Below are 22,548 nucleotides of genomic sequence, written 5' to 3'. Positions count from 1 at the left end.
GCGCGCAATGAGCCTACTCATTCATCATTCAATATTAGTCGTTGCTTTTTGCAATTGCCTTAAATCTTAGCATCTCCCCGGGAGAAGTCAAGCGGCTTGTTGCGGTTGGACATTAAAATATCATTTTCGTTGATTTTGCTTCTCCAGCATCCGTTTGAGGATTCGGATCTGCCCCCGGTGGCTCGTTTCATCTTCCACGACATGAAACCAGAGAAAATACTTATTATAGACGACTCCGTTATCATACTGACCTTCTTCGTATAACCAGCTGTCGTCGACATTTTCCATAAGTGACAGTGTGTGGTCCCGGACCTTTTTTAATTCAGCCAAGTAATAATCAAGCGGCTGGTCGCGAATTTCATTTCTTGCCCTGTCCCCCAGTTCAAGCGGGACGAGCCATTGATCGAGCTCCCGCTCCGTCAAGTCACGGTTTTCGAATGCGATGACCTGGTGGACAAATTCAATTGCCGCTATATGCATCAAGAGCGCCCCAATCGAATTTGCATGCCCGTCAGCCAAATAATCAAGCTCTTCAGTCGATAAGCCTTCCACATTCGCCAATGTAACCGCGCGCGTATAATCGAGCATCGACATAAGCTCACCGATCTTCGGTGAGAATCCCGTTTGTTCTGTGATTCGGTAGTCCATCCTGTCGCCTCCTTTTAGCTTGTAAGCCTTCATAGGCAATGAAAAAGACTGGATTGTCCAGTCTGTTTCTGTCTTTCCTCTATAAAAATACTACGCCAAGCTGAACTTCTTTTTGATCCGTTTCACGATATCCGCTTCTTTGCTTTGGATGAATTCATTGGCAATCTGCTTCACCATGCTATTGATTTCTCTATCCATCTCCGTCTTCATCCTAACCCGGTCAATCGCAACACCATTCGGCGTAAACTGCCTGCCCGCGAGTTCATCGAGCGACACATTGTACAAGTCCGCCATTTTCACCAGCAATTTGAGGTTTGGTTCACCTTTCCCTGTTTCAAGATTGCTATAAGTTGCACGCGCAATTTTCAAGTGATCCGCAACCACTTGCATCGATAGTTTATTCTGCAGTCTGAGTGCCTTTAGGTTTTCAGCTAGTTTTGGCATAGATTTGCTTCCTCTCAACATCGTTTTAAGTGCTTTATCCACTGGAGCATTGAAGTCACAACTTTCTTCACAAGAATAAATGCCCCACAAATAACGTCTGTATTTTATAATTAAATAGTAACATAATAGCAATTAAGTTATAATCACAATATCATATAAATTTGGAAATAATTATAGATAGGAAGTTGACTTATGCTAAAAAACTTGTTGAACAAATGGTTATCCACGCCTATCAAAGAAGAAACGATCGATCTTCCTCCGGCTCCGGCATCAAAAGTATATTTATATGAACCAAATCAAGCCGCCCTAAAGCAAGTGATGGAATCCCCTGAAATTCCTGGAGAAGCACCAGGCTATGTCTATTTTGTGCAAGAGCATATGAATGGCTCTTTTAAAATCGGCAAAACCAAGCATGTGGAACGCTATATGAACCTTTTCGTTGTGAAGCTGCCTTTTGAAAACAAATTGATCCATTTGATCAAATCCGGCAACCACCATCAAACAAAATCCGCCTTCCATAAGCATTTTAACGATAAGCGGCTTGAGGGTGAATGGTTCTCTTTGAACCAGGATGATGTGGCATGGCTGAAAGCCGGCGACTACCCTGCAGCGATCCAACAGACCATTTCAACCACTCAAGCCACAGTGATTTCTTCTTCAGCCGCAATCAATAAAGACGAAAAGCCATTAACTCCAAAACAAGCCGAATTTGCTAAAACCCTGCTCACCAAGCTTGAAGACCGTTATGAACTGGCTGTTGATTTTTCTCAGCTGACCCATAAAGACTTGAACCGTATGAGCGGCTATTTCCGCTTTAAAAACCAAGGTGCATTGAATAATTTGGTGTCGGCTGGAGTGCTGAAAGAAAAATAATGGACAGTAAAAAGGCGCCTTCAAATGAAGACGCCTTTTGATTTTATCTTCCTATTCTAAGTGTCTACTAAAGCAAAGCTTCCATCTTATCTAACCAGATAACCCGGTCCGCAACCGTCGCGGGTTTCGGGTGGCGCGGGAAACCATTATCAGCTGCCACCCATGCTTTCGCGTGTGCATACGACTTTTCTGGGCTGCCCTCTTGGAACAAGCCGAACTGTGCAGCGAGCCTTTTGGCGACAGTCGATGAGCCCCAGGCAAAAATGAGATGATCTGCGGACGCCAGTAAAGCTCGACGCTCTTGCGCATTGTCTTCTTGAAATAGCGAGTGGGACATCCCCATTCTATTGAACTTGTTTTCAATGATTTTGAAGTTCCCGATGTTCCCTTCGCAAATATCCGATAAATTGATGAGCGTGATCAAATTCCATTCTTGCCGCTCCATCAAGTTCATCAACTGGTATTGCGTCGGATTCGGTTTGGTGGGGATCCACTCCGCGTCCCGGGGGCTATTTAAAGTTTCGCCAGCTTGCGCACAATTGGACGGGTTGATCATGATGATCACCGCATCTGCTCGCGTGGTAAAGACGCCATTTCGCCTGATACGTGCCTCGCGGCGCATGAGAATCTGTTCGTTCTCTATTTCGGCATGATAAAACTTTGCCTCGACCGAAAAGATTTGCTTCAAGTGCTCAGCTGGAATCAGCGACACATAATCACTCCTCGTATACGTATTCTTCATTTTTAGTCTATCAAATATAAAAGATCCGTGTTTTCCCTTAGACCAAAAAGCTCCCAAGCCATATCCGGCTTGGGAGCTTGCTGTTCTTTATACTTTCGCGTCAACTTTGACCATGCCATAAGAAGTGATGGCGTTCCACATCGTTTCCGGGATGTCGAGTTTGCCGACCAGTTCTTGAGGGATCGTTTCGTTGATGTCTGCTTCGTTTCCTTGCTTCACTTTCTCGGTCCATTCCGGGTCGACCAGTGCTTGACGGCCCATGACGATGATGTCCGCTCCTTCTTCAAGTGCGGCTACCGCGTGTTCAGGCTGCGTCACGCCGCCGACTACAACAAATGCGACGCGGCCATCGATTTGTTTAGACAGGATTTGGACGATGCTATCCCCATCTTCCATGCCGCGCGGTGCTTTTTTGAATTCCATCAGCGACACGTGGATATAATGGATGCCGCCTTCGATCAAACGCTCAACCAATTGTTGCGTTTCTTTGATCGTATAACCGACAGATTCTGCATTGTTTTCTTCCGGTGACAAACGGTAGCCGATGATGAAGCTGTCGTCTGCATGTTTTGCAGCTACTTGTTTCACTTCATCCAAGACCGCTAATCCGAACTTCAAACGATTCTCTAGGCTGCCGCCCCACTCGTCTTCACGCTGGTTGTAAGTAGCTGAGACGAATTGCTGGATCAAGTACGTATTGGCACCGTGGATTTCCACACCGTCAAATCCGGCTTCGATTGCGCGGCGAGTCGTTTCACCGAAATCGCGGATGATGTCGGTGATTTCTTCTCCTGTCAAAGCGCGCGGTGTCGGCTTGTCCGCAGATTCTGCGATGGCGCTCGGTGCGACCGTTTCGCCCGCTTGGATCAAATCCGGCTGGCCTTGGCGACCGCCGTGCTGCATTTGCAGGATGGCTTTGCTGCCTTGTGATTTCATTTCAGTCGCGAGTTGCTTTAAGCGCGGCATGACGTCATCTTTGAATGCGACAAATTGGTTCGGGAAGGCGATGCCGTTTTCCGAAACTGCGATGCAGGCAGAGACGAATAGGCTGCCGAGTCCTGCGCGGCGCTGGTAATACGAAAGTTCGCCATCTGAGACAGTGCCATCTGGATTTCCTGAATAGGTCGTCATCGGTGCGACGCCTAAACGGTCAGATAGAACAACGCCGTTTGGCAACGTAATTTCTTCGAATAATGGTTTGTATTGCGGATTCATTTAATTACCTCTTCCTTTGAATTAAAGTTAGTTATATTAAAATATCATAGCCTTAGGACAACTACAACAATACGAGCTTGGCGAGCTGGAAATTTTACTTCCTTTCTTTGGGAGTGGTACGCTCTTCTATGCAAACTTATTCCAAGGAGGAATTCATATGACACCAAACACATACAAAGAAATCCAATTGGCGAACCGCCCTGAAGGCACACCGACTGACAGCGACTTTAATTTTGTCGAAAAAGACATCCCGACAATCGGCACGAATGAATTATTGCTGAAAACTTTATACCTTTCTGTCGACCTGTATATGCGCGGTCGCATGAAAGACCAGAAATCCTATGTGGCACCGTTCGAATTGAACAAAGCCATTACTGGCGGCGTGCTGGCGGAAGTTATCGAATCGAATTCCGATGATTTCAAACAAGGCGATATCGTTACTGGCACATTGGACTGGGCACAGTATAATGTGGCGGATGCGAAATCAGTGCAAAAAGTCGATCCATCCATTGCACCGATCACGACTCGTCTCGGGATACTCGGCTTGACTGGCCTAACAGCCTACTTCGGCCTGCTCGATATCGGCAAGCCGCAACAAGGCGAAACGGTCGTCGTCTCAGGCGCAGCAGGAGCTGTCGGTTCAGTCGTCGGGCAGATCGCCAAACTGAAAGGCGCACACGTCGTCGGCATCGCCGGTTCACAGGATAAGATCGACTACCTGATCAACGAACTTGGATTCGACGCAGCTGTGAACTATAAAGACGATAACTTCAAAGAAGCATTCAAAAAAGCCATCCCGAACGGCGTTGACGTCTATTTCGACAATGTCGGCGGCGAAGTATCGGACGCGGTCATTTTTGAAATCAACCGCAACGCACGCGTCGTCTTGTGCGGCGCCATCTCTGCATATAACAACCCAGAAGGAGATATCGGCCCACGCATCCAGTGGAAATTCATCACGACGAGCTCGATGATGAAAGGCTTCACGCTCGGCGATTACGCGCATGATTTCAAAACCGGCGCACAAGATCTCGGCAAATGGCTGCAAGAAGGCAAGCTGAAATACGAAGAAACAATCGTAGAAGGCTTTGAGAAAACACCGGAAGCATTCCTTGGCCTATTCGAAGGCAGCAACCTCGGCAAGCAATTGGTGAAAGTCGCTGACCCTGAGTTCGCTAAACTGTAAATCTCACTTTCTTCTATAGAAACACAAAAGCTGAAGCGGGAACCTGAATGGGTTCCTGCTTCAGCTTTTTATGTTTCGTTCCAGCCGGACGCTTTCGGGCCCACAGGATGTGGGTCATGCAGCTGGCGCGACAGGACGTCGCGCTGCCAGCTGCCAGGGCACAGTCGCTGACGCTAAAAACCTCCTGCTCAACTCTCACAAAGTTCGAGCTTCGCAAACGAATGACTTCGTTCATTCGCTTGCAGGGTCTTCGGCTCGTGTCGCTCCTTCGCTTTGCTGCGTCACTGCTCCCTTAGGAGTCGCCGGCTTCCACTTCACTGACATAAGCAGAGATTCATATCTCATACTTGAAGAATTCTTTTGTACTATGAACCCTTCTTTTCAAGTAAAGCTTCCTAACTTTTTCATATCACACCGTTTTCTTTTCAGCGACTTCTCCTGAATAGGCGGCATGGTAGATTGCGTAAATATCTTCTCTCTCCAGCGGCATCGGGCTTCTCGCCAAGATTCTTGTTTGCTTGATGCCATCGTCCGCCAAGCTGTCCAAGGCGTCTTCCCCAATATCGAAGCCTTTCAGCGACACGGGAATATTCACGTCGGCAACGAGTTTTTTCAACTCCTCTACGCATGTATAGGAAGCTTGTTGGTTATCCATTTGTGTGATGTTAACGCCCATCGCCTCGACGATCTCCTTCATTCTCTTCTCACAGCTAGGACGGATATAGCCCATGACGTACGGAAGCAAGACTGCATTGGATTCACCGTGCGAGATATGGAACTGGCCGCCAAGCGGATATGCCAAGGCGTGCACACCGGCAACGCCGGCATTGAAAAAGGCCAACCCTGCCAAATAACTGCCGTAGCTCATATTCGTGCGCGCTTCTTTGTTTTCCCCGTCTTTTACTGCCGTGCGGATCGACCCGCTGATCAAGCGGATTGCCTGCAACGCCAGGCCGTCTGTTACCGGGTTGGCGTTTTTCGAAACATACGCCTCCACTGCATGTGTCAACGCATCTATGCCTGTAGCCGCTGTCACTTTCGGCGGCAAGGAAATGGTCAATTCCGGGTCGACAATCGCCACATCGGGCAATAAGTAATCATGCGTCACGACATCTTTCGTGGACTCCAATGACAACACGGCAATATTGGTCACTTCAGAGCCGGTCCCGGACGTCGTCGGAATCAAGATTTTTGGGATGCCCTTATCGACTAGCGCCCGTTCACCCGTCAAATTCAGGTAGTCGGCCACTTTCCCTTCATGGGTCGCCAGGACGCCTGCTAATTTCGCCAGGTCCAAGGCACTGCCGCCGCCAAGGCCAATGACCAAGTCGAATTTATTTTCTTTCGTATAAGCAACCAATTTTTCACCGACTTCGAGCGGCGGTTCCGGCACGACTTCCGTATAGATGCTCGTCTTCCACCCTTTTGCTTCGAGTGGTTCGACGATTTTTTTCGTCATCCCCAGCTCTTCCAAAAACGGGTCGGTGACGATGAGGATATTGCTGGCGTTCAGGCGATCCGCTTCGCTCGTTAAATGCTCCAATGCGCCCCAGCCGGTATAGCTGATCGGCATGAATGTAAGTTTGCTCGACACGTCATCCACTCCATTTCGGTCTTTTACGATACCGGAATTAGTTATCGCAGATCATTTTATTTTCTCGCCACTCAATTGTAATTATAAATGTCTTAAAATTCAATCTACTAAAAGCGTATAAAACCCGCTGCCCATTTCCAGGACAGCGGGTTTTCTTCCTATAGCATCTTCGCTAAAGCCATCTTCGCTTCACTCGCCGTTTTCTCATCCACTTGGATACGGTTGAGGACACGTCCTTCCACCAGTTCTTCCAAGATCCACGTAAAATGCGGCAAATCGATACGATTCATCGTCAGGCATGGGCACATAAAAGGATTCAAGGAAACAATGTCGCGGTCCGGGTAATCCTTGATAAGCCGGTTGACGAGATTCATTTCCGTGCCGATCGCCCATTTGGATCCCGGTTCGGACGCTTCGATCATATCGATGATGTATTTCGTGGAGCCCGCAAAATCAGAGGCGCTAACGACTTCATACGTACATTCCGGATGCACGAGGATGTTGCGGTCTGGCTCTTTAAGGCGCAAATTGTCGACGTGTTTCGGCAAAAAGTTCATATGTACCGAGCAATGCCCTTTCCAGAGAATCACTTGCACGTCTTCTACTGTACAATCGAGTTCAAGTTTTTGCTTGATCGGATCCCACACCGCCATGTGTTCGAGCGGAATGCCAAGCTTCACTGCAGTATTGCGCCCTAAATGCTGGTCGGGCAAGAACAGCATGCGCTGCTTTTGGGACAAGGCCCATTCGACCATTTCTTCAGCATTCGAGGAGGTCACGGTAGCTCCGCCGTTCCGCCCGACAAACGCTTTGATGGCCGCGGTCGAGTTGACGTACGTCAGCGGGACGATGGTGTCACCGAAAAGCGCCTGCAGTTCTTCCCAGGCCCGTTCCGTCTGGTCGATATTCGCCATATCCGCCATCGAACAGCCCGCCCGCATATCCGGCAAAATAACCGCCTGGTGCGGTTCGGTCAAAATATCTGCCGTCTCCGCCATGAAATGGACGCCGCAGAACAAGATGTAATCCGCTGTCTGCCTCCCTGCGATTTGCGACAATTGCAGCGAATCGCCTGTCACATCGGCATACTCGATCACCTCGTCTTTCTGGTAATGATGGCCGAGGATATAAAGCCGGTCACCAAGCGTCTCACGCGCCTGTTTCGCCCGTTTGTGCAATTCTTCAGTCGACGCGGTTAAATAGGATTTTGGCATTGCATCTGCCATTTGCAGTTCTTCAAGCAAAGAAGTCATGTTGTAAGTACCTCCTTAGGGGATATGGAAAGATTCATGCTCATGTCAAGATTCGATACGCTATGTGTCAAGGCACCGATGGAGATGACATCGACGCCGGTATCACGATAATGCGCCAGCTTCTCGAGATCGATGCCGCCTGACGCTTCCGTGCGGATGGACTCCGGCACGATCTGCGCCCAACGCCGCATCGTCTCAGGTGTCTGGTTGTCGAACATGATGGTATCGGGGCGTGCCTCAATCGCTTCATGCAATTGAGCTTCCGTTTCCACTTCGACTTCAATCATCGTCATATGGCCAAGGGCCGCACGTACTTTTTTCACCGCTCCGGTAATCGAACCGGCTGCCGCGATGTGATTGTCTTTTAGCATGACTGCATCATACAATCCATTTCGGTGATTGAAGCCGCCGCCTGCGCGGACAGCGTATTTTTCAAACATGCGCAGTCCCGGTGTCGTCTTGCGGGTATCGACGATGCGCGTATGTGAAGAGCCTAGCGCGTCGACACAGTTCGCGGTCAATGTCGCGACTGCACTCATACGCTGGACCAGGTTCAGCAATACACGTTCCCCGGCAAGCAGCGAGGCAACCGGCCCCGTCAGTTTGACGACTGCATCCCCTGCCTGAACCCGGTCCCCGTCACCTTTCAAGAGCTCGACCGTGACCGAGGCATCAAGAATGCCATATCCCCAAACGTAACATTCGAGCCCAGCGATGATGCCCTCTTGCTTCATGCGGACGATCGCCTCCCCGGCATCGCTATCGGTAAACAAGACGGATGACACATCGCGGTCTCCGATATCTTCGATTAAAAATTGCTTTAACGCTTGTTCTGCTTTCAAACGGTTCATAGCACTGTCTCCTTGGAATGAATTTTACGCTCAACTATACTTGCACCCTGTTTCGATAACTCGATGACTTTTCCGCTCCACTGCTCTTGCGCTTGCGGGATATCGATCCGGTAATGGCCGCCCCTGCTTTCTTCGCGTAACAGAGCAGCCGTGGCAATGAGGCTGCTTGCCGTGCTTCGATGAATCTGTGCAATCAGTTCATCGGGATGGTTTCGAAGTGTATACGAGCGCAGCGGATGCACCTCGAGAAACCGTTTCAACTGTCCAGGATCTCTCAATATTCCTACTGCACGCGTCATTTCGTTTTTCAGTTCATTTTCATCATCCGCTTCGAAAGTGGCAAATGTTCTTTCAAATGACGCTAGAGGCAGTTGCCATTTGGTTTCCTGTTGCTCCAGCTCTCCAGTTATCCGTTCAGCCAGCCGATGACCGAACACCAGCCCTTCCAATAAAGAATTGCTCGCCAGCCGGTTCGCACCATGCACGCCGGTCGATGCCACTTCGCCGATGGCAAAAAGCCCCTCTACCGAAGTTGCGCCAAAGCTGTCCGTCTTCACCCCACCCATATGAAAATGGGCTCCAGGACGCACCGGCAACAGCTCACGACAAGGATCGATTCCGTGACTGCAGCAATTTTGATGGATTGATGGAAAATGTTGATTGAAATCAGCCAGTTGCCTGGCATCAAGATACACAGGCCCATTCTGTTGCCAATGCCATTCGATTGCCCTCGCGACGACATCACGCGGTGCGAGTTCCATAAGCGGATGGATGCCGTCCATGATGCGCTTGCCATCCCTGTCCACCAGCCAAGCACCTTCCCCGCGAACCGCTTCCGAGATCAGCCCGCAAGACTGTTCGCCTATTGTCAGGACAGTCGGATGAAATTGGACAAACTCGACATCTTCCAGCACAGCACCCGCGTGATAAGCGAGCGACAACCCATCGCCCGTTGCGACGGAGGAGTTCGATGTCTGGCTGTATAATTGGCCGATGCCGCCAGTCGCAAGCACGACGCGGCGGGCACGGACGACCGAGCGCTTACCGGAAGAATCGGAGACGAGGACACCGGTACAGCGCCCTTGTTCGGTGATCAGTTCCAAAGCTTGATGGAATGGCAAGCGGGTTATTTTCTTTGCAGTCTCTTCGATCAAAAATTGCATCAGCATTTTCCCGGTTTGGTCGCCTCCTGCATGCAAGATGCGCCTTGTGCTATGCGCTCCTTCCATCCCTAGAGACGGATTACCGTGGCGATCCACATCAAACGGCAAGCCTTGGGCAATCAAGTTCGCTATGATTTCGGCTCCTTCATGGACTAAAATATCGACCCGCTCGACATCTGCGTGATGGGCTGAAGCGAGCATGGTGTCCGAGGCATGGGAATCCGGACGGTCATCTATGCTGATGCTCGCGGCAATGCCGCCTTGTGCGAGCGTAGTATTTCCCGTGGCTGCGTGTTCTTTCGTCAGCAATGCAATGGAATACGAATCGGGAAGCGAACGGGCAAGCATCAGCCCGGCGGCGCCTCCTCCGATAATGCAAACATCAAACAAACTTTACACCTTCTTTACAAGTGTCTTGACACCATTAATGACATAAAGATAGAGTGATTACAAGAAGAAAGTCCATTCAAGGAAGGAATTTGATGAGAGATGATGATTTATCTGGACTCAGCTGCAACCGCACCGATGAGAAAAGAAGCGGTTGCCGCCTACGCAGAAGCAGCGGAAAAAGCATTCGGCAACACGCAAAGCCTACACGACGCTGGATCCGCTGCTGCAGACTACTTCGTTTCATGCCGCAAGTTATGGGCAGAATTCCTGAACGTCCGGCCCGACGGCATTTATTTCACCGGCAACGCTTCCGAAGCGAACCAGCTCGCCATCCGCTCGCTGCTGAACGGAAGGCCCACAGCTTGCCGGCAGATCATCTCCACTAAACTTGAGCATGCTTCCGTACTTTCAGTTTTGCATGAACTCGAAAAGAATGGCTACACGATCGATTACATCGACGTCGACCGCTTTGGCCAAGTGGATATGACAGCCTTCGAACAGGCCGTGGATGAAGAGACGGCTCTTGTCATTATGCAGCTGGTCAATTCTGAAATGGGCGCAGTGCAGCCGGTCAAAGAATGCACGCAAATTGCCAAGCGTTTCGGCGTGCCGCTTCACTCGGATATCGTCCAGGGATTCGGGAAACTGCCCGTCGACATCGGATCATGGGGCGTCGCTTCCGCTGTTTGTTCAGCGCATAAAATCGGCGGTCCTAAAGGCGTCGGCATCGCCTATCTAGATCCGTCCATCCATTGGCAATCGGTGTACGAGGGCACGACGCATCAAAACGGATTCCGCGCGGGAACAATTGATGTTCCGGGTATTGTCTCCGCAACCATCGCTGCAAAGCACGCAGTGATTGAACAGCCTCAAAGCTACGACCATGCGCGATCTCTTCAAGATTACCTACTCGAACATTTGCCCGATGGCGTGATTGCAACAGGCGATATCGCCACGAAATCCCCATTTATCCAAGGCTTGATCCTGCCCCATGTCGAAGGGCAATGGATGATGCTCGATTGCAACCGCGCGCAGATCGCTATCTCCACCGGCACTGCCTGCAAAATCGGCTATGGCGAAGCGATGTCCGCGATGCTTGCGATGGGAACAGAACCTGATACGGCGCGAAAATTTGTCCGTATTTCCTTTCATCAAGCAATCAGCACACGGGATATCGATGAGTTTATCCGAGTCGTTGAAAAGTCATTGGCCGAATTCACCCCTTCCTCTTGAAAGCCGCGATTCCAGCGGCTTCTTTTTTTTCGCCTAAATTTTTCTGACAACTTAATTGACAAAAAACATCTTTCGTTATATGGTTATACACATAAGTATATAACCATTAAACCAAGCCAACCTAGGAGGTGTATTCATGATCAACCCATCCGATCCGACAAAGCCATTGTTCCTACAGATCCGCGAATTAATCGAAGACCAAATCGTCAACGATCAATTGAAAGAAGGCGACCAAGCCCCATCCACCAACCAATTGGTCAATTTCTACAAGATTAATCACGCCACCGTGTCAAAAGGCATCACCCAGCTCGTCGATGAAGGAATACTTTATAAAAAGCGAGGGATCGGCATGTTTGTAGCAGAAGGCGCAAAGAACACTTTAGTCCAGCAGCGAAAAAAGGCATTTGTCGACAATTACGTCACCCGCCTGGTGCAGGAAGCGGAAAAGCTCGGCATCACCGAACAGGAAATCATCGAATTGATCAAATCCACGAAAGGGCGTGATGCATGATGGCAGCTTCAGTCCAGCTCGATCACGTAACATTGAAATTCAAGAAATTTGAAGCTTTGAAAGACGTATCGCTCACACTCGAAGCCGGGAAAATCCATGGCTTAATTGGACGAAACGGTGCAGGCAAGACTTCTCTATTGTCGTTGATTGCTGCTTTCCGCGTACCTACGTCTGGCAAAGTGCTCGTCGACGGCTCCCCGGTGTTCGAAAATCCGGAGAAAATGGAACAAGTGGCGTTCGTCTACGATAAGGACTACAAGGAAGAAACCGAGAAAGCGAAGAAATTGATCGCACTTGCTTCCCATTACCGCCCTCATTTCGACATGGATTATGCGGAGCATTTGATCAAGCGTTTCAAGTTGCCCATCGATAAATCCGTCAATAAATTATCGAAAGGCATGCAGTCGGCGCTGAATGTCGTCATCGGCCTCGCCAGCCGCGCACCCATCACGATTTTCGATGAAGCCTATCTCGGCATGGACGCGCCGGCACGCGAGATCTTCTATAAAGAGATCTTGAAGGACCAGGAAGAACATCCGCGAACGTTTATCCTATCGACCCATTTAGTGTCGGAGATGGATTATTTGTTCGACCGTGTCGTCATCATCGACCAAGGCCAGCTTGTATTGAATGAACCTTTTGAAACACTCGAAGCACGGGGGGCATCGGTGACCGGCGCAGCAAGTGATGTCGATGCGTTCACGGCAGATATGAAGCAATTGAACGCACAGCAACTCGGCGGCACGAAATCCGTGATGATCTACGGGGAACTCGACGAATTGAAACGCCAAGAAGCCCATACCATGGGACTCGAAATCGGGCCAGTTGCGCTTCAAGATCTATTCATCCACTTAACCGAGGAGGCGAGTTAACATGATTTCTGCACGCTATAAGAAAGTTGCAGCCGCGGTCTTTTCCGATATGTTCAAATGGAGTTTGTGGTTCTTCTCCATCCTTTTCACGATCCATTTGGTAAGAGTATTTTGGCTGAATGGAAGCACCAACCAAATAGAAGGCTTCTTCATCTTCGCCCAGTATTCTGTGAACATTTTCATGCTAGTTGTCGGCATCATGGCGGCCTATGTATTCATGAGCCGGCATATCCAACAAGGCATCAGCCGCCGGGATTCTTATATCGGCACTGCGCTTGCCGCCACCGGACTGGCATTATTCGCGACGCTCGTGCCACTCATCGTCAATGGGCTTCAACATTTGCTTGCTGAAACGATCTCATTGCCTGTCGAGTTGGATACGGCCTCTGCTTTCGAGACAACAGGCGGTTGGGTTGCTGCTGCGATTGCGCTGTTCCTAAACGCTTTGACTTTCTTTTTAGCCGGCTGGCTCATCAGCATCGGCTATTACCGCTTTGGCTGGATCGCCGGTTTCGCCTTTATCGCCTTGTCGTTCGTCGTCTTCGGCCTGAATGATTATCTATGGAAGCCTGCGAGCAACGTGGTCGGATGGATGACTTATCATCCGCTCGAAGTGGATTTCTGGCTGACCGCGCTCGGATCGTCGACAATGATTTTGGTTTTGTTTTCCTTGATGCGATTGCTGACGAAGCGCGTGCCGATTAAAATGTAAGTACTCAAAAAAGCTGTTCCAGAGACGATGTCAATCATCTCTGGAACAGCTTTTTTATTAATACTTAGCGTATCGCCCCGTGCGGCAAAATGGCGTGTACCCCTTTGACGCCGTTGACGATCTGTGTGACGTGCAAGTCGACAGCGACACTCGCGAGCGCGGTCGCTTCCGTTTTCGATAGTGAATGAAACTGTTGGATCAAACCGACCATTTCATCAAGCGCGGTTGCAGCCGCTTCGTTCAAGTCTTCATCAAAGCCGAACGTCACCCAGCCCGCAGGCGTCTTCGCTTTCGGCATATGAAGTTCCATGTCTTCGTGCAGCACAACCGTCAACTGGACATGATCCATCGGGCATTCGATCGCCGTCCCCGAATTCTCTCCGTCTCCTTGCACAGCATGCCCATCGCCGAACGACAATAGTGCTCCTTCGACTTCAACCGGCAAAAACAACGAGCTGCCTCGGACCAGTTCCTTGCAGTCGATATTGCCGCCTGTTCGGTACGGTGGTGATGTACGATGCGTGCCCACCTCTCCTGGCGAAAGGCCGATGAGCCCGAGAAACGGCGACAAGGCAACGCTGAATTCCTTGCCGGATAAGGTGCATTTTCCGGTCATTTGCTCCCGGTCCAGTGTCCAGTCCACTTGCAGGCGTTCGCTATTTGCAATGCCGAGTTTCTCGTTTTGCCAAGCCGGTGTGCCGCCAGCCCAATTGCGCCCGTACCAGCCCGGCCTATTTTCGTCGATGCGCACTTCGAGCACCATTCCGGGCTTCGCGCCTTCGACCGCAATCGGCCCAATCAGTGGATGGCCAAGCGTTTCTTCGTTCTCACGCGAGCTGTAGATCACCCGCTCTTCGCCTGCATGAGCCGAATAGCCCCACTGGATATCCGGCGTCTTGGCTTCGATGGTATCGCCTGATTGAATCGACAAAATCGGTGCATAATCTTTATTGAATGAAGAATGGAGGTTTTCGGATTTGAGTTCAATTTTATGGTTCATGAGTTTCCCCTTCCGTATACACGGTTTCATTTGATTATAGCGTCACAAAACTATGTTGACAGAAAAAACCTGCCGCTTTGTATGGCAGGTTTCTGTTTAAGCGCTGCGTTTCCGAAATGCACGCCTTTCTGCATATAGAACGCACTGGGCACAGACGACAACCGGCTCGTTGTGGTCATCAAAATACTTTCGCGGTTCACGCGCTTTCTGTTTGCACACTGCGCATTTCTTTTTAAATAGTGAAAACATAAGATGTCGACTCCTTTGATGACGGGATTCAGCTTAATCTTATTCTTTCATAGTAAAAAGCATAAGAGAAGTAACAAGCATCCAAAGTTGCAGCGCACCGATATTGAGTCGTTCGACCAATCCGAAATACGGCCAGCCTTGTGCGAAGAAAACCGCGGTCGTCCCGCCGGCAATCAGGATGAAGATGCCTGTAGCCAGGGAATAATTCCCATACCTTTTGAAATTCGCGTCTTTCCGAAGCCCGATGCCGACCAAAAGCGGCGCAAGAATCGTTAAGGGAACAATCAAGGCGGTGACTACCAAATGCATGACGCCGATAAATGTCATCGGCGCCCCTGCCGCATCTTGTGGAAACAAGCCGTAGCTAATGGATACTAGATGCATCGCTAGGAAAATCAGCATTCCTACGCGCACCAGCTTTGGAGCAAATCGTCGAAAAACAAGATAAGCACTACCAGCAAAGCTAATCGAACAAATGCCGTATAAAACCGTAATAACTGTCAGCATTCCCCGGTCCGGTGCCCCTTGAGCCGTCAAATCGCTAATTGGCTGATGAAGATGGCTGTAGCCTTCCCATAACCAACCTCCCAGGAGAACATGGAGAACGTATAAAAACACAGCGATTGCTCCGAAAATCGTCAGTTTCTGTGCCATGCTGAACAGCTCCTTTTCAGGTTTTTCCGTCCATATGAATTATTGCCATTATCGCCCGTTTGACCCCATTTGCCAATACAACAACTCAGAAATATCATTCCATAGAAAAAGATGCCCGTGAACCAAAGCTCTGGTCCGCGGGCATCTTCTGTTCTTATTGATTTATATCTGTCGAGGATTGGTAGTAATAATCCGACGGGTCGACTGGCGTGAAGTCGTTCGGCGTATAGAATCTCAACAAGTCGCCGTTGACCACTTGGTCCGACAACTGCAATTCGTATCTACCGTGCTGCTTCAAGGTCTCGGCTTGTTCGAGCTGTTGTTCTTCAAGCGGCAAGCCGGTTTCGGGATCGTAGAACGCTTCGCCGATGGAATAGACATCGGGGCTGACATAATCGCCATTGCGGAACATGACGAGTTCTTCATGTTCTTCCGACAATAGATCGGTACCGAAATGCACGTACTTCTGCGTTTCCACACCGAGCAGATGCATCACTGTTGGCAGCAGGTCAATCTGGCCGCCATATGTGTCGTTGATGCCGCCTTCCATGCCCGGTACGTGGATGAACAACGGCACGCGCTGAAGCTTGGCGTTCTCTACCGGCGTGATGTCTTTTGACAATACCTCAGACATCGCCTCGTTGTGGTTGTCGGAAATGCCGTAATGGTCGCCGTACATGACGATCATCGTATTGTCCGCAAGACCGGACGCTTCAAGCTGTTCGAAAAATTGCTTGATCGCTTCGTCAGCATAACGGGCCGTCTGGAAATAATTATCGACGCTCGCATCGCCTGTCGTCCCTTTTTCGATGGTCGCCAGTTGCTGGTCCATTTTATAAGGGAAATGATGCGCCACGGTGATAAATTTCGTATAGAACGGTTCCGGCAGCGATTCCAAAATCGGTGCCGACTGCTCGAAGAACGGTTTATCCATCAAGCCGTATTCTGCCATATCCGCTTCGGTCGTATTCGGATACGATTCGATATCGAAGAAATGGTCGTAGCCGAAAGACTTGTAGATTTCAGAGCGGTTCCAGAACGTCCCGTTATTGCCATGGAACACAGCCGATGTATAACCTTCATCTTTCAAGATGGCTGGAGCCGATTGATACGTGTTCTGCCCTTTCGTAATGAACGCAGATCCTTTCGGCAAGCCGAATAGGGAGTTTTCGAGCATGAATTCAGCGTCCGAAGTTTTACCTTGCGCTGTCTGATGGAAGAAATTATCGAAGTACATCGTATTCGGGTCATCCATCATCGAATTCAAGAACGGCGTCACTTCTTCCCCGTCCAGTTCATAATCCATCAGGAACGTCTGGAACGATTCGAGGTGCAAATAGACGACGTTCATGCCTTCCGCTGCACCGAAATATTTTTCATTGGGGCTCGCATAATTAGATTTCGTGTAGTTCAACACTTCCGTATTGTCGTCGCTGTCCGCCATAACCCGCTGCGAAGAAGCTTTCAAGGTCTCCGCCGTGTCGTATAGGGCGTAATTATACATCCCTAAATACTTGACGATGTATGCGCGGTCAAAGCCGCGTGTCAAAAGGTCCGGGCGGTCCGATTCCGCAAGCGACAAATTAAAGAGGGAAATCAACAAAGCCGCCGCAATTATCGGCAAGGCCATTCTCTTTTTGATGATGCGCATGTCTTTTTCCGTCCGCTTGGAAATTACCCATGCGCCGAGGATCAAGACGTCCACAAAGAACAGGAAATCCATCGGTTGGATCAAGGTCAGGACACTGCCCCCCAAATCGCCGAAGTTCTGCGTTTGGAACAAAGTCGGCAACGTGATGAAATCACTGAAAAACCGGTAATAGACGACATTGGCATACAACAGGATCGACATGCCGAGATAAATCACAAGCAGCGCCCAGTATTTCCGAGTTCCTTTGAAGAACAGCGAGAAACTCAATAATAACAGCGCCGAGCCTAAAGGGTTGATCGCCAGCAAGAATTCCTGCAGCGCCCCTTCGACTTCCAGCGTAAATTGGGTTTTTTGCGAGATATAGGTTTTCGCCCACAACATGACAACTGCCACGAGAAATAAGGGCATGTAGCTATTCATTTTCATTTTATTTTTCATTTTGCATTACACCTTTTCATCATCGATTATCTGAAAGCAGTCTAACGTACCTGCCTTTAAAGAAACAAACTCTATTGTACTCCCATTTTCCGGGAATTCAAAGTTTGAAGCGGTTTTTTAGGAAGGTTACGCATTTTTCATCGCTTCGCGCCATTCGACAAGTTCCTTTTCTTCGATCTGTTTTTCAAGCACTCCATCCCATGCGCCAAGCCGGGAATTCCAGACACGCGCGTAGAAGAGGTCCTGTTTTTGGTCGTATAATTGAAACTCGATGCACGGGATGTGTTCGGTACCAAGTTCTTCACAAGATGAAACGTCCGAGACGATCACTTGATAGCCATCTTCTGCACTGTTTTTTTCTTCCGTCAGCAGCTCATGGATGCGCTCGGTATCAGCATTCCGGCTAAGTGCGTAACGGTAGGAGGGTAAGTTTTGCCCACCTTCTTCAAGCACATCTTCTAACAGCCCATAACTATCGTGCACGGCACTGAAGGACACGATGGCTTCATCGTCTTCCATCGCTTCTTCGAAAATGCCTTTTTCCAAATGGCCATGGCCTTTGTCGGTCAGCCGGTAGCCTTTTGCGTCGAGGCGGATTAGCTGCGTGCTGTGCATTTTATCGATCAAATCGCGGATGAACAGCTCTTCGACAAACAGCATCTCAGCAAGCGCTGCAGGGCGGCGGATGTCTGCTTCTTGAAACGCCAGCAGCAGCATCTTCATCAAAATGTCCATTTTGAGCCGCTTGACGCGTGCAAACGACACGTCATAGGAAACTAGCGGGACATGCCACGCAAGTTCTTTAACGATCGTCACGTCTTTGTTCGACGCCACTTCCGAACGCAGCCTGTTATTCAGTTTGTCCATTTGTTCACCCCTTCTGCAGCACTTTTACGCCTTGTTTTTGTTCGGCCACATCGAGCACATGCTGATACATCCGTTTTGTCTGTTCTTTTTTTGCACGCTGTGTGAACATCGCGGAACTGCCGACCATCACGAGTAATTGCTTGGCGCGCGACAACGCGACGTTCAATCGGCGGTAATCTTTCGCGAAGCCGATATCGCCGCGGTCATTGTGGTTATTGCGGACCATGCTCAGGAGGATAATCTCCATTTCGCTGCCTTGGAATCGGTCGACCGTGCCGGTGCGGATCAGTAGATGCGGCAAGCGCATTTCCTGGTCGATCATGCGCTGCAGCCGTTTGACTTGTTCGCCGTAGAATGAAATGACACCGACCGTTTTCAGCTCATCCGATGGAATCCGTCCGGCCGCTTTCGCTTCGGCCACCGCATCGTTAAGTTCCGCCAGCAGGCGGCTGATTTCTGCAAGTTCCGACGGGTTGAATAAGCTTTTCCCGCCGCTCATGCGCTCCTCGAAATACGCCGGTTCGTTCGGCAAATCGAGCCACATCAAGTGGTTATGGCGTTTGACGGATGCCGACTCAAGGAAATGGTCGCGTTCTTTGTCTGAATCAGCCAAGCCGCATTGCAATTGGACATTCTCGTCTTTGTAGAACGGCGAGATCGTTTTCATGATGTCTTCGTGCATGCGGTACTGAATGGCGAGCATCGTCTTGTTGGTCTCCGGCAAGTTTTTATACAAGCGTTCGAACAGCGATTCTTCGAGCAGTTTCTCGAGTTCACGCTTTTCTTCAAAGCCGCTGCCCTCTTTAATCATTTCTTCTAAGGTCTCTTCCAATGTATCGTTGCCGAGCAATGGCGGCAATTGGTGATGATCCCCGACCAAAATGACTTTCTTGCCTTTGAGCATCGGCAATAATAGTTCAGGAGGCGTCGCTTTCGACACTTCGTCGACGATAACAACATCGAATACCGGATAATTGTCCTGGAAATCCTTGCGCGCTGATGCCACGCAAGTCGTTCCGATGACATTGGCGTGTTTGATATACAGTTTGCGGATTTCATCCAAATCGTGCTCGTTCGCCGACTCGAGCAGCCCAATCCATTGCTTCTGCACCGATTGCAATAAAGGGAAGTTTTTCTGCTCTTGCTTGAGCGATTCCACATCGAATGACAAACTGGCGAGTTGTTTCGCGGTTTCTTCGTACGCTGCTTCTGGATCCGTTGAAAGAATGGTTTCCAAAGCTTGAAGTTCCTGCTCTTTCTCTGTTTGACGCCGCACCGCTTCGGCAAGTTGCGCTACAATCTCCACGATTCGCTGTTCGGCTTTCTCAAATGCTGTTTGTTCATCGAGCAAACGGGCTTGCTGCTGCTCCAAATCTGCTGCCGCTTGAACCGAATCACTTTGGTCTTTCCGTAGCTGCGTCAATTGCATTTCGTGATCGGCAATCGCCTGTCCGATATCTTCCGGTACTTCAATCGAGACAAACAAACTGGCCACTCGTTGTTCGATGCGCGAAAGTTCTTCACGCTGCCGTTCGAACTGCTCAAGCCCCCGTTCGTCCAAGTCCAGGTAGCGCTGCCTTTGCTTTTCGAGTTCGATGTACAGCGCTTTTTTCAATTGGCCAAATGCACGTTGCGACTCTTCTATATAAACATCGGCGGCTTTTAGCATCGCGCCTCTCCGCCAAACATCGTTCTGCCGTTTGTATAAGCCGCTCAGTGCTTTCGTGAGCACGCTCGAATCGATGTGCTGCGAATTTTTCAGCACACCGCGCAGCTTTTCAAGAAACTCATCGATATTGGCCGAGGTGAATGATTCCGCTTGCAACAAGGCGCGTTCTTTCACTTGCGCCGCATCGATGCCAGAACCTCCGAGCAATTTCTCGACATAGCCGATCGCTGAAGTGACACTGGTATTATAGGCTTCGAGTTTTTTACGCTCGGCCATCTTGTCGCGGATCATATCGAGTTTGCTGAGTGAGAAAGTGATTGCCGGCACTTCTTCGATCTGTTGTTCATTCATCACATCAAGCAAGCTGTCGATTTTCTTCATGCTCTCGACTGTTTCGAGCACGGCTTGCTTTTCCTTAGCTTTCGCCATCACTTCATCGCGTTTTTCTTCAATCAATGCCATCTCGCGGCGGAGTGCTGACAACTTTTCATTAAGCTGAGTGGACTCACGTACGCGTTCGAGTTGCTCGATCGTTTCAGTTGTTTGCTGCTGTTGTTTTTCAAACCATTCGGGCCCATGCCCGCTATCGATCAAACTTTGCGCTTTATCGATTGCCGTTTGCAGAGCGTCCATTTTCTCTTGAATACTTTGCTTGCGGCTTTTTGCTTGCCGCTGTTCGAGCTCGAATGCCCGGGTTTTGTTTTGCAACGGTTCGATGGATGACTGCAATTCGCGTTGTTTCGCTTGGGCTGTCTTTTTATCTTCCACGGCTTGCTTCCATTTTTCAAAAACCGGCTGCAATTCCGCGTAGGCTTGTTGCGTTTCTTTAAGCTTGTGGGCGACTTCTTGTTCGCGAATTTCACGCGCCTCGAACTGCGCCGTGATTTCTTTTAAGGTGTGGTCTTTCCAATACTGGCCGACATTTTCTTCGATGAATTTCTGTCCGTCTTCTTCGATGCTTTCGGTGCGCCCGACGCGCAAGATGCGAATGTCTTTATGGGCAAGCAAACGCCCGAGCGCATTATCGACTGCCAGATTCGACTGGGAAGCAACGAGCGTGCGCAAGCCTTTTTTCGCATTTTGCAGGCAGATTTCCGAAATGACCGTCGTCTTGCCGGTTCCGGGAGGCCCTTGAATGACATACAAATCTTCCGCTGACATCGCCCCTGTCACCGCTTTCTGCTGGAATTCATTCAAGCGGTTGTGGAACTCAAGCTTTGGCATTTCTTTTAGCGGCGCCACATTCGGCCGCTCCTCAAATAATAGGCGATCGAGCTGGGGATTGACCGCGAGGCCTTTCTCGAGATTGGTGAAGCCCTGGCGCAATCTCCGGATTTGGCTGAGTGCCGCGAAATTGCTGAACACGACTTCCTTCTTATGAAGAGCATGCGCTTTTTCGCGCAGTTGCTTGATGATGTATGGGTTCAATTCGATTTCGATCGCGCGGTTTTTCGTCTTGAGGACACTGCCGACATCGCCGTCGATGCCGGTCAAACGGACGCTCAAATTGCGCAGGTTTTTCCATTCTTTGTCGTCCATGCGGCAGCCCGTCAAGGTGATGCGGCTGAAGTCGTGGCTGAACGCTAAATTCGAATAACCTGTCTTGATATCGGGAATATCCATGCCCTGTTCCTGGATTTTCAAATAACCTTCCCAGCTCGAGATGCGCTTTTTCACGTAATCCGAACGCTCTTTCGCTGGCGTCATCCGGTTGATCAAATTCATGAACGCCACCGGCACCGGCTCGCGCGAGTTATTGAATTGGATTGATTCCTCGCGCTGCCAATTGGTGCCGAGCGCCTGATAGGCTTTTCTGAGCGTCACGTTGGTCACCAATAATTGATGGTTGGCGAACACGCAGTGAAGCACAGCGAGTTGCCCTGACGCTTGGTTCGTCAGCCGCCCTGTCTGTTCTGCACTGAACAGTAGCGCAACCGAAAGAGAGCCATCCGCGGTCGACGGATAGCGTTCAAGAAATACTTGAAACGGTTTGTCCGCCATAAAAAATGAGCGTTCGCTGATGCCGAACCCTCTCATCTTTTCCGATGCGGTTTTAGTTAGACGTATAGACGTCTGGTATGTTTTTGTCTGCGTTGCCATTGTGTCATCACCTGTTCCGCCAAACTGAAAAAGCCGAATAGCCCGGCTGGTTTCTTCGGGTTTTCGCTGTCGATCGTATCTTCTAATCATATCACCTGCAGGGCCTTTATGTTTTCTGAACTTATGTATTTTACCGGAAACCCTTCTTTTGCCTCACCTAGTTTCCACTCGCCAAGCGCTGATAAAACTTCCACGTCACCGAGGAAATCAAAAAAACACCTATGTCTTGGACG

At 49.7% G+C, this 22,548-nt stretch carries 19 protein-coding genes; 6 read left to right on the top strand and 13 right to left on the bottom strand.

The genetic code is table 11. The features are described from left to right. Window positions 1–120: 120 nt before the first annotated feature. Together DFR62_RS11495 and DFR62_RS11490 are read right to left on the bottom strand one after the other, a co-directional pair. Window positions 121–648 (bottom strand): DinB family protein, encoded by a 528-nt coding sequence (locus DFR62_RS11495; protein ID WP_121300510.1) that lies wholly within the window; start codon window positions 646–648, stop codon window positions 121–123. Window positions 649–738: 90 nt separating this feature from the next. Beyond that, entirely contained in the window at window positions 739–1,092 is a 354-nt protein-coding gene (locus tag DFR62_RS11490) for a helix-turn-helix domain-containing protein (protein WP_121300509.1), read from the bottom strand. Between the two features lie 192 nt (window positions 1,093–1,284). Here DFR62_RS11490 and DFR62_RS11485 point away from each other — a divergent pair, with 192 nt between their 5' ends. Further along, complete coding sequence (locus tag DFR62_RS11485) at window positions 1,285–1,965, top strand: GIY-YIG nuclease family protein (RefSeq protein ID WP_121300508.1); 681 nt, start codon at window positions 1,285–1,287, stop codon at window positions 1,963–1,965. A 67-nt stretch (window positions 1,966–2,032) separates the two neighbouring features. Here DFR62_RS11485 and DFR62_RS11480 read toward each other — a convergent pair whose 3' ends face one another. After that, the gene (locus DFR62_RS11480) at window positions 2,033–2,677 is read right to left on the bottom strand and encodes a DUF1643 domain-containing protein (RefSeq protein WP_158290807.1); all 645 of its coding nucleotides are present in this window, start codon (window positions 2,675–2,677) and stop codon (window positions 2,033–2,035) included. Window positions 2,678–2,794: 117 nt separating this feature from the next. After that, window positions 2,795–3,922 carry an NADH-dependent flavin oxidoreductase gene (locus DFR62_RS11475; RefSeq protein WP_121300506.1) on the bottom strand — a complete coding sequence of 376 codons (1,128 nt, stop codon included), beginning with the start codon at window positions 3,920–3,922 and terminating at the stop codon, window positions 2,795–2,797. 157 nt (window positions 3,923–4,079) lie between these two features. Between DFR62_RS11475 and DFR62_RS11470 the strand changes: the two genes are divergently transcribed. Then, window positions 4,080–5,108 carry an NADP-dependent oxidoreductase gene (locus DFR62_RS11470; protein WP_121300505.1) on the top strand — a complete coding sequence of 343 codons (1,029 nt, stop codon included), beginning with the start codon at window positions 4,080–4,082 and terminating at the stop codon, window positions 5,106–5,108. 409 nt (window positions 5,109–5,517) lie between these two features. On the opposite strand, the gene DFR62_RS11460 is transcribed toward DFR62_RS11470, so the two are convergent. The 4 genes from DFR62_RS11460 to nadB form a co-directional block, all read right to left on the bottom strand. Continuing rightward, window positions 5,518–6,681, bottom strand: a complete 1,164-nt coding sequence (locus DFR62_RS11460; protein WP_421958187.1) for an iron-containing alcohol dehydrogenase — start codon at window positions 6,679–6,681, stop codon at window positions 5,518–5,520. A 179-nt stretch (window positions 6,682–6,860) separates the two neighbouring features. Continuing rightward, entirely contained in the window at window positions 6,861–7,955 is a 1,095-nt protein-coding gene (gene nadA / locus DFR62_RS11455; RefSeq protein WP_121300502.1) for a quinolinate synthase NadA, read from the bottom strand. Further along, window positions 7,952–8,806 (bottom strand): carboxylating nicotinate-nucleotide diphosphorylase, encoded by an 855-nt coding sequence (gene nadC, locus DFR62_RS11450; RefSeq protein ID WP_121300501.1) that lies wholly within the window; start codon window positions 8,804–8,806, stop codon window positions 7,952–7,954. The genes nadA and nadC overlap by 4 nt, the downstream gene beginning before the upstream one ends. Further along, window positions 8,803–10,359: an L-aspartate oxidase gene (gene nadB / locus DFR62_RS11445; RefSeq protein ID WP_121300500.1), complete on the bottom strand. Its 1,557-nt coding sequence runs from the start codon at window positions 10,357–10,359 to the stop codon at window positions 8,803–8,805. Before nadB ends, nadC begins: the two co-directional genes overlap by 4 nt. 99 nt (window positions 10,360–10,458) lie before the next feature. Here nadB and DFR62_RS11440 point away from each other — a divergent pair, with 99 nt between their 5' ends. From DFR62_RS11440 to DFR62_RS11425, 4 genes are all read left to right on the top strand, one after another. Continuing rightward, complete coding sequence (locus tag DFR62_RS11440) at window positions 10,459–11,592, top strand: IscS subfamily cysteine desulfurase (protein WP_338324986.1); 1,134 nt, start codon at window positions 10,459–10,461, stop codon at window positions 11,590–11,592. A gap of 136 nt (window positions 11,593–11,728) precedes the next feature. Further along, complete coding sequence (locus DFR62_RS11435) at window positions 11,729–12,103, top strand: GntR family transcriptional regulator (protein WP_121300499.1); 375 nt, start codon at window positions 11,729–11,731, stop codon at window positions 12,101–12,103. Then, window positions 12,103–12,975: an ATP-binding cassette domain-containing protein gene (locus tag DFR62_RS11430; protein ID WP_121300634.1), complete on the top strand. Its 873-nt coding sequence runs from the start codon at window positions 12,103–12,105 to the stop codon at window positions 12,973–12,975. Before DFR62_RS11435 ends, DFR62_RS11430 begins: the two co-directional genes overlap by 1 nt. Window position 12,976: 1 nt before the next feature. Beyond that, complete coding sequence (locus DFR62_RS11425; protein ID WP_121300498.1) at window positions 12,977–13,687, top strand: hypothetical protein; 711 nt, start codon at window positions 12,977–12,979, stop codon at window positions 13,685–13,687. 64 nt (window positions 13,688–13,751) lie between these two features. Here DFR62_RS11425 and DFR62_RS11420 read toward each other — a convergent pair whose 3' ends face one another. From DFR62_RS11420 to DFR62_RS11400, 5 genes are all read right to left on the bottom strand, one after another. Further along, a complete protein-coding gene (locus tag DFR62_RS11420) occupies window positions 13,752–14,687 on the bottom strand; it encodes an acetamidase/formamidase family protein (protein WP_121300497.1) in 936 nt (311 codons plus the stop codon). Window positions 14,688–14,975: 288 nt separating this feature from the next. Then, window positions 14,976–15,590, bottom strand: coding sequence for a DUF998 domain-containing protein (locus tag DFR62_RS11415; protein ID WP_121300496.1), 615 nt, complete (start codon window positions 15,588–15,590; stop codon window positions 14,976–14,978). 154 nt (window positions 15,591–15,744) lie between these two features. Beyond that, a complete protein-coding gene (gene ltaS / locus DFR62_RS11410) occupies window positions 15,745–17,679 on the bottom strand; it encodes a lipoteichoic acid synthase (protein WP_121300495.1) in 1,935 nt (644 codons plus the stop codon). 126 nt (window positions 17,680–17,805) lie between these two features. Then, complete coding sequence (locus tag DFR62_RS11405; protein ID WP_121300494.1) at window positions 17,806–18,546, bottom strand: hypothetical protein; 741 nt, start codon at window positions 18,544–18,546, stop codon at window positions 17,806–17,808. A 4-nt stretch (window positions 18,547–18,550) separates the two neighbouring features. Continuing rightward, on the bottom strand, window positions 18,551–22,315 hold the full coding sequence (locus DFR62_RS11400; protein WP_121300493.1) for an AAA domain-containing protein: 3,765 nt from the start codon (window positions 22,313–22,315) through the stop codon (window positions 18,551–18,553). Window positions 22,316–22,548 lie beyond the last annotated feature (233 nt).

Source organism: Planococcus citreus, from assembly GCF_003664125.1.
In the GTDB taxonomy this organism is placed as follows: Bacteria; Bacillota; Bacilli; order Bacillales_A; family Planococcaceae; genus Planococcus; species Planococcus citreus.
The sequence above is the reverse complement of the archived record's forward strand: the minus strand, read 5'-3'. Positions and strand labels throughout refer to the sequence as shown.

What these genes read in the sequence shown, in the direction of transcription:
- DFR62_RS11485 (WP_121300508.1), top strand. Translation starts at nt 1,285, where the DNA reads ATGCTAAAAAACTTGTTGAACAAATGGTTATCCACGCCTATCAAAGAA.
- DFR62_RS11400 (WP_121300493.1), bottom strand. Translation starts at nt 22,315, where the DNA reads ATGGCAACGCAGACAAAAACATACCAGACGTCTATACGTCTAACTAAA.
- DFR62_RS11405 (WP_121300494.1), bottom strand. Translation starts at nt 18,546, where the DNA reads ATGGACAAACTGAATAACAGGCTGCGTTCGGAAGTGGCGTCGAACAAA.
- DFR62_RS11425 (WP_121300498.1), top strand. Translation starts at nt 12,977, where the DNA reads ATGATTTCTGCACGCTATAAGAAAGTTGCAGCCGCGGTCTTTTCCGAT.
- DFR62_RS11440 (WP_338324986.1), top strand. Translation starts at nt 10,459, where the DNA reads ATGATGATTTATCTGGACTCAGCTGCAACCGCACCGATGAGAAAAGAA.
- DFR62_RS11430 (WP_121300634.1), top strand. Translation starts at nt 12,103, where the DNA reads ATGGCAGCTTCAGTCCAGCTCGATCACGTAACATTGAAATTCAAGAAA.
- DFR62_RS11490 (WP_121300509.1), bottom strand. Translation starts at nt 1,092, where the DNA reads ATGCCAAAACTAGCTGAAAACCTAAAGGCACTCAGACTGCAGAATAAA.
- nadC (WP_121300501.1), bottom strand. Translation starts at nt 8,806, where the DNA reads ATGAACCGTTTGAAAGCAGAACAAGCGTTAAAGCAATTTTTAATCGAA.
- DFR62_RS11415 (WP_121300496.1), bottom strand. Translation starts at nt 15,590, where the DNA reads ATGGCACAGAAACTGACGATTTTCGGAGCAATCGCTGTGTTTTTATAC.
- DFR62_RS11420 (WP_121300497.1), bottom strand. Translation starts at nt 14,687, where the DNA reads ATGAACCATAAAATTGAACTCAAATCCGAAAACCTCCATTCTTCATTC.
- DFR62_RS11495 (WP_121300510.1), bottom strand. Translation starts at nt 648, where the DNA reads ATGGACTACCGAATCACAGAACAAACGGGATTCTCACCGAAGATCGGT.
- nadA (WP_121300502.1), bottom strand. Translation starts at nt 7,955, where the DNA reads ATGACTTCTTTGCTTGAAGAACTGCAAATGGCAGATGCAATGCCAAAA.
- DFR62_RS11475 (WP_121300506.1), bottom strand. Translation starts at nt 3,922, where the DNA reads ATGAATCCGCAATACAAACCATTATTCGAAGAAATTACGTTGCCAAAC.
- ltaS (WP_121300495.1), bottom strand. Translation starts at nt 17,679, where the DNA reads ATGAAAAATAAAATGAAAATGAATAGCTACATGCCCTTATTTCTCGTG.
- DFR62_RS11470 (WP_121300505.1), top strand. Translation starts at nt 4,080, where the DNA reads ATGACACCAAACACATACAAAGAAATCCAATTGGCGAACCGCCCTGAA.
- DFR62_RS11460 (WP_421958187.1), bottom strand. Translation starts at nt 6,681, where the DNA reads ATGCCGATCAGCTATACCGGCTGGGGCGCATTGGAGCATTTAACGAGC.
- DFR62_RS11435 (WP_121300499.1), top strand. Translation starts at nt 11,729, where the DNA reads ATGATCAACCCATCCGATCCGACAAAGCCATTGTTCCTACAGATCCGC.